This window comes from Mizugakiibacter sp. (assembly GCF_039680435.1).
Classification (GTDB): domain Bacteria; phylum Pseudomonadota; class Gammaproteobacteria; order Xanthomonadales; family Rhodanobacteraceae; genus Mizugakiibacter.
Window position 1 is genome coordinate 1 of record NZ_JBDKSX010000102.1, and the last position, 6265, is coordinate 6265.

General features: G+C 74.1%; 5 protein-coding genes. 1 reads left to right on the forward strand and 4 read right to left on the reverse strand.

What is annotated here, in order from left to right:
• Together ABFC67_RS11140 and ABFC67_RS11145 are read right to left on the reverse strand one after the other, a co-directional pair.
• Positions 1-1072 (reverse strand): AlkA N-terminal domain-containing protein (locus tag ABFC67_RS11140; protein ID WP_346738107.1); only part of this gene is annotated, 1072 nt, incomplete at its 3' end.
• Positions 1073-1145: 73 nt separating this feature from the next.
• Complete coding sequence (locus tag ABFC67_RS11145) at positions 1146-1928, reverse strand: SDR family oxidoreductase (protein WP_346738108.1); 783 nt, start codon at positions 1926-1928, stop codon at positions 1146-1148.
• A 102-nt stretch (positions 1929-2030) separates the two neighbouring features.
• Between ABFC67_RS11145 and ABFC67_RS11150 the strand changes: the two genes are divergently transcribed.
• Complete coding sequence (locus ABFC67_RS11150; protein WP_346738109.1) at positions 2031-2255, forward strand: hypothetical protein; 225 nt, start codon at positions 2031-2033, stop codon at positions 2253-2255.
• A 114-nt stretch (positions 2256-2369) separates the two neighbouring features.
• Here the strand turns inward: ABFC67_RS11150 and sppA are convergent, their stop codons facing one another.
• Positions 2370-4214: a signal peptide peptidase SppA gene (gene sppA / locus ABFC67_RS11155; RefSeq protein ID WP_346738110.1), complete on the reverse strand. Its 1845-nt coding sequence runs from the start codon at positions 4212-4214 to the stop codon at positions 2370-2372.
• Between the two features lie 203 nt (positions 4215-4417).
• Positions 4418-5815 carry an MATE family efflux transporter gene (locus tag ABFC67_RS11160; protein WP_346738111.1) on the reverse strand — a complete coding sequence of 466 codons (1398 nt, stop codon included), beginning with the start codon at positions 5813-5815 and terminating at the stop codon, positions 4418-4420.
• Positions 5816-6265 lie beyond the last annotated feature (450 nt).

A 6265-nucleotide genomic window follows, 5' to 3' on the forward strand; every position in this document is an offset into this window, starting at 1 on the left:
CCGCGTCCAGCCGCGCGCCGTAACGCTCGACCAGCCGCGCCGCCAGCGTGCGCGCGGCCGCCACGCTGACCTGCTGGCCGAGCACCGCGCGCACCGCGATCTCGAAGCCGTCCCAGCAGCCGGGCACGCGCACGCCGGGATGGCGGCGCAGCAGCGGGCGCAGCGCGCGGCTGGCGCCGAGGCGCGCGGCGATCGCGGCGGCGTCGGCGTCGAGGTCGAACATGCGCCGCACGCGCGCCGCCACGCCGAGCAGCGCCGCCGGCTGTGGGTGATGCACGCGCAGCAGCAGCGCCGGCGCGTCGGCCGGCGCGCCGACCTCGAACCAGCCGGGCGCGCCGCCGTGCATGAACACGCGCCGGTAGCTCGCGGCGTCGACGACCTCGACGCCCGGGATCGCGCGGCGGGCGAAGAACGCGAGCAGGCCGGCGAAATCGTACGGCGGCCGGTACGGTAGACGCAGGCAAAGTTCGCCCTCCTCGGCTGTCGGCGCGCGGCCGCGGCGCAGCTCGCGCGGCGCGACGCCGTAAGCGCCGCGAAACGCGGCGTTGAAGCGGCGCAGGCTGGCGTAGCCGGCCGCGTGCGCGATCGCGCCCACCGGCAAGCCGGTCTCGTGCAGCAGCTTCTTCGCCGCAAGCAGGCGGCGCGTCGCGGCGACCGCGAGCGGGCCCGCACCGAGCTGTTCGGTGAACAGGCGGCGCAAGTGGCGCTCGCCGACGCCGACGCGCGCGGCCAGCGCGGCGACCGGCGCGCGGTCGAGCAGGCCGTCCTCGATCAGGCGCAGCGCGCTCGCCACCAACGCGTCGCCGCCGCGCCACGCGGACGCGCCCGGCGCCAGTTCCGGCCGGCAGCGCAGGCAGGGCCGGAAGCCGGCCGCGGCCGCGGCGGCGGCGCTCGGGTAGTAGACGACATGACGCGGCTTCGGCGCCGGCGCCGGACACACCGGGCGGCAGAAGATGCGCGTCGAGGTGACGGCGGTGAAGAACAGGCCGTCGAAGCGCGGATCGCGCGTCAGCCGCGCCTGCTCGCAGGTCGCGGCGTCGAGATGCGGCGGCAGGCAATGTGCGTCGGGCATGCGCGCAGGGTAGCAGCGCATCCGCCATCGAACTCGCCGTTTCCGGCCATGGTTGCGCGGACCGCGACGGGCGTCAGAACCCGTAGCGCAGGAAGCCGCCGTCGACGGCGACGATCTCGCCGGTGACGTACGACGACGCCGGCAGGCACAGGAACGCGACCGCCGCGGCGACCTCGTGCGGCTCGCCGATGCGGCGCATCGGCGTGCGCTCGATCACTTCCTCGAGATAGTCGGCATCGGCGAGCGTCGGCTCGGTGCGCTGCGTGCGGATGTACCACGGCGCGACCGCGTTGACGCGGATGCCGTCCTCGGCCCATTCGCAGGCGAGGTTGCGCGTCAACTGGTGCAGCGCGGCCTTGGTCATGCCGTACGGCGAGCCGGTGCGCACGTGCGTCGCGCCGGACACCGAGCCGACGTTGACGATCGCCGCGTTCGCGTGCTGCACCAGGTGCGGGTGCGCGAGCCGGCACATCTCGAACGCGGACACCAGGTTCGTCTCGATCAGCGCGCGGTATTCGTGCTCGGCGTAGTCGAGCGTCGGCTTGCGCACGTTGCCGCCGACGTTGTTGACCAGCAGCGACAGCGGCACGCCGAGGTCGGCGATCCAGTCGAACACCTCGAGGCGCGCTTCCTGCTGCGCGAGATCGGCGCCGAACGCGCGCAGCTCGCGCTGCGGGAATTCCTCGGCCAACTCGTCGCGCGCGGCCTCGAGGTACGCCTCGTCGCGTGCGACCATCAGCACGTCCGCGCCGAGCGCGGCGAGTTCGCGCGCGCAGGCCAGCCCGATGCCCTTGCTCGCGCCGGTGACCAGCGCGACCTGGCCGTCCAGCCGCCAGCGATCCGTCTGTGCGTGCATGCGCCGCCTCCGCGTCCACGAGCTGCGGCGAGCTTACACGAGCGCGTGTCGCGCTGGCGCGGCGCGGGCGGACGCGCGACACTGCGGCGCGGGAGGTGGCCCATGTTCCGCACCGTCAGCATCGCCGCACTCGCGTCGGCCGCGCTCGCGCTGGCCGCCTGCGACCGCCCGCCGAAGCCGGTCGCGCAGGACGCGCCGAAGCCGGCGCGCGTCGCCACGCCGTTCGACGACGCGCTGAAGGCGCGCGACCGCGCCAGGCAGGTCCAGCAGCAGGTCGACCAGCAGAAGGCGCAGACCGACGCCGCCATCGACCAGCAGTCGCAATAGGGCGGAATCGCCGCGCAGCGGCGCTTCCGCCGCGTACAGCCGCGACCACGCACGCCATGGCGGAAAGCCGGGCGCTTGCCGCGCGGCGGCGGAAACGGCTGCGCCGGTTCCGCCCTACGGCGTGCAGAAGCAGTACGCGTAGACCTGCGGCACGCCGGCGCGCGCGTGGCGGAACAGCGCCAGTTCCGGCGCCAGCCGCGGCGCCTCGGCCAGCCAGCCGGGCAGCGCGATGCCGCCGGCGTGCGCCCACGCCACCAGCGTGCTCTGGCTGAAATCGAGCAGGAAGCGGTCGAAGGCACTGAGCGGCCGCTCGACGTAGCCGACCGCATAGTCGTCGCCGAGCTTCGCCTGCTGCGCGGCGAAGCGCACCGCGTCGGCGAGGCCGCCGAGCTGGTCGACCAGGCCGCGCTCCAGCGCCTGCCGGCCGGTCCACACGCGGCCGCGCGCGACCGCGTCGATCGCCGCGACGCTCTTGCCGCGCGCCGCCGCGACCCGGCCGGTGAAATCGCGGTAACCCTTGTCGATCACGCTCTGGATCACCTGGCCCACGGCGGGATCGAGCGGCCGGCGCACGTCGAACGCGCCCGCCCACGGCGAAGTGCCGACGCCGTCGGTGTGCACGCCGATCTTGGCCAGCGTGTCCGGTACGTTGAAGAACAGGCCGAAGATGCCGATCGAGCCGGTGATCGTGTTCGGCTCGGCGAGGATGCGATCGGCATTCATCGCGATCCAGTAGCCGCCGCTGGCGGCGACGTCGCCCATCGAGACGACCACCGGCTTGCCAGCGGCGCGGGTCAGCGCGACCTCGCGACGGATCTGCTCGGCGGCGTAGACCTCGCCGCCCGGCGAGTCGACGCGCAGCACGACCGCCTTGACGTTGCGGTCCTCGCGCGCCTGCCGCAGCAGCGCCGCGGTGGAATCGCCGCCGACCATGCCGGGCGGCTGCTTGCCGCCGACGATCTCGCCTTCCGCCACCACCACCGCCACGCGCGGCTTGCCGATCGCCAGCGCCTGCGTGCGCATCGAGGCGAGGTAGTCGTCCAGGGCGACGCCGCGGAAGCCGTGGCCGCCACGGTCCGGCGCGCCCGCCTTGCGCAGCATCGCGACCAGCTCGGCGCGCGTCGCCAGGCCGTCGACCAGCTTGAGTTTCTGCGCCAGCGCGGCGAGGTCGCCCTGCGCGGCGGCGATCTCCTGCGGCAGCTGCGCGACCGCGGTGCGCAGCGCGGCCGGATCGAGCTTGCGCTGCGCGGCGACTTCGTCGAGATAGGTATCCCACAGCCCGCCCAGCCAGTAGCTGTCCGCTTCCTTCGCTTCCGGCGACGCCTGGTCGAGGATGAACGGCTCCGCCGCCGACTTGAACTCGCCGACACGGAACAGGTGCACGTTCACGCCGAGCCGGTCGAGCAGCTCGCGGTAGTAGTTGCGGTAGCTCGCCAGGCCCTGCAGCAGCACGCCGCCTTCGGGATCGAGCAGCACGCGATCGGCGTGCGCGGCAAGGTAGTACTGGCCCTGCGTGTAGCCGGCGGCCCACGCGATCACCGGCTTGCCGGCGGCGCGGAAGCGGTCCAGCGCCGCGCCGACCTCGCGCAGCGCGGCGAAGCCGCCGGCACCCAGCGCGTCCGGTTCGAGCAGGATGCGCTCGATGCGCGGATCATGCGCGGCGGCATCGATCGCGCCGACCAGGTCGCGCACCTGCACCTGCTTCGGCGTGTCGCCGCCGAGCCGCGCCAGCGCGCGTTCGACGGGATCGATGCTGTACTGCTCGACCAGTTGGCCTTCCGGCTTCAGCACCAGCGCGCTGTTCGGCTCGACGCGCGGCGCGCCGCGCATGGCCACGGCCAGGAAGCCCAGCAGCAGCGCGAAGAACACCAGGTTCAGCACGGCGCGGCGGGTGAAGTCGAGGCCGCGCCAGAGCACGCGCAGGAAGCCGAGGAAGCCGCTGGGGGTGCGCTGCGTCATGGACGACGATTCCTTGGGGAAACCCGTGAACGGAGGTGGGGATCCGCGCCGCGGACGTGCTTGCGCATCCCGCCGCCCCCCGCTGCACGGGAGATTCGTCCCCTTCGTTCAGGAAGGGGCGGGATGCGGCTTGCCGCCCGGCCTCGGACGTGTCCGGACTTCATCCGGACGGGCGTTCAGCGTAGCCGCTCGCGCCGCAGGCGTCACGCGGCTTCGGAGGCATCGCCGGGCACGGCGGGCGCCGCGCGCCAGCGCCCGCCGTGCACGAGCCGGCGGAAACGCGCGAACAGCAGCAGCGCGGCCACGGTCAGGCCGGCGACCAGCCCCATCCACATGCCGCGCGCGCCGTAGCCGGCGCCGAACGCCAGCCACCCGCCCACCGGCATGCCGACGCCCCAGTAGGCGAAGCCGGTGATCAGCATCGGCACGCGCGTGTCCTTGAGGCCGCGCAGCGCGCCGTTGGAGGCCACCTGGATGCCGTCCGAGAACTGGAACAGGCCGGCCAGCACCAGCAACTGCGTGGCCAGCGCGATCACCCCCGCATCGTGCGTGTACAGCGCGGCGATGCCGTGCGGCACGCCGAGCATCAGGCCGCAGGAGACGAACTGCGCCGCCAGCGCCAGCGCGATGCCGCAGTAGCCCGCGTAGCGCACGCCGTCGCCGTCGCCGCGGCCGACCGCGTGGCCGACGCGCACGGTGATCGCCAGCGCCAGCCCGAGCGGCACCATGAACGCGACCGTGGCCACGTTCAGCGCGATCTGGTGCGCCGCGGTCACCGCCTCGCCGAGCGTGGCGATCGCCAGCGCGACGGCGACGAACAAGCCGCCTTCCATCAGCAGCGTCACCGCCATCGGCAGGCCGATGCCGAGCAATTCGCCGATCACGCGCGGCCGCGGCCAGTCGAAGCGCTCGAGCAGGCCGAGCGTGCGGTAGTTGCGATGGCGCAGCACGTAGGTTGCGAAGCCGAGCATCTCCAGCCACAGCACGATCGCGGTGGCGATGCCGCTGCCGCGCGCGCCCATCGGCGCGACGCCGAGCTTGCCGTACATCAGCACGTAGCCGAGCGGCGCCAGTACCAGCAGGCCGCCGAAGCTGAAGTACATCGACGGGCGCGTCAGCGACAGGCCCTCGGACAGCCCGCGCAGCGCGAAGAACGCGGCCAGCGCCGGCGCGCCCCAGCCGATCGCGTGCAGGAACGCGACGACGTCGACGCGCAGCGTCGGCACCACGCCGATCACGTCCAGCAGCGGCGCCGCGCTGCGCACGCCGAGCCACAGCAGCACGCCGAGGCCGGCGGCGATCCACAGCGCCTGGCGGAACAGCGCGCCGACCTCGTGGCGGCGGCCGGCGCCGTCGAGCTGCGCGACCGAGGGCGGCACCGCCATCATCGTGCCGATCGCGGTGATGATCGCCAGCGACCACACGCCGGCGCCGGTGGTCACCGCCGCCTGGGTGTGCGCGCCGAGATGGCCGGACAGCATCGCGTCGACCACGTTCATGCCGACCGCGGCGAGTTGCGCGGCGATCAGCGGCAGGGCGAGGCGCACGGTGGCGCCGACCTCGCGCGCGGCGCGCGCGCGGTCCACACGTAGCATGGGCATGCGGATTCGTTCGGTTGCGGCGCTCCATTCTAAGGAACCCTCGAACGCACGGGTGACCCGCGCCCCTTGACGCGAGGGGGCCTGGCTCGGATACCGTCGCGTATCCGACTCGCCCGGACCCGTCCGGCGGCCGCCCGCGCCATCGCGTCGACGATGCGGGGCCGTCGCGCGCAGGCCCGGCGCGACGCCTGTTCCGGAGGTTGCGGGAAGCGTGCGCAACGGAGCGCGCATCCCGCGCGTGCGCGGTGGGCACGCGCGTTCCGGAGATGCCAAGGGAGGAGACGATGCGGCGCGCGTTCGTGACCGGTGCGGGCGGTTTCCTCGGCGGGCACGTGTTGCGCGCGCTGAACGCGGCCGGCGTCGCGGTGCGCGCGCTGGCGCGCTCGCCGGTCAGCATCGAGCGCCTGCGCGCCAGCGGCGTGGACGTGGTCGAGGGCGATCTGCGCGACC

Bases quoted from the DNA above. Each gene is read 5' to 3' on its own strand.
- ABFC67_RS11145 (WP_346738108.1), bottom strand. From the start codon at position 1,928: ATGCACGCACAGACGGATCGCTGGCGGCTGGACGGCCAGGTCGCGCTG.
- ABFC67_RS11150 (WP_346738109.1), top strand. From the start codon at position 2,031: ATGTTCCGCACCGTCAGCATCGCCGCACTCGCGTCGGCCGCGCTCGCG.
- sppA (WP_346738110.1), bottom strand. From the start codon at position 4,214: ATGACGCAGCGCACCCCCAGCGGCTTCCTCGGCTTCCTGCGCGTGCTC.
- ABFC67_RS11160 (WP_346738111.1), bottom strand. From the start codon at position 5,815: ATGCCCATGCTACGTGTGGACCGCGCGCGCGCCGCGCGCGAGGTCGGC.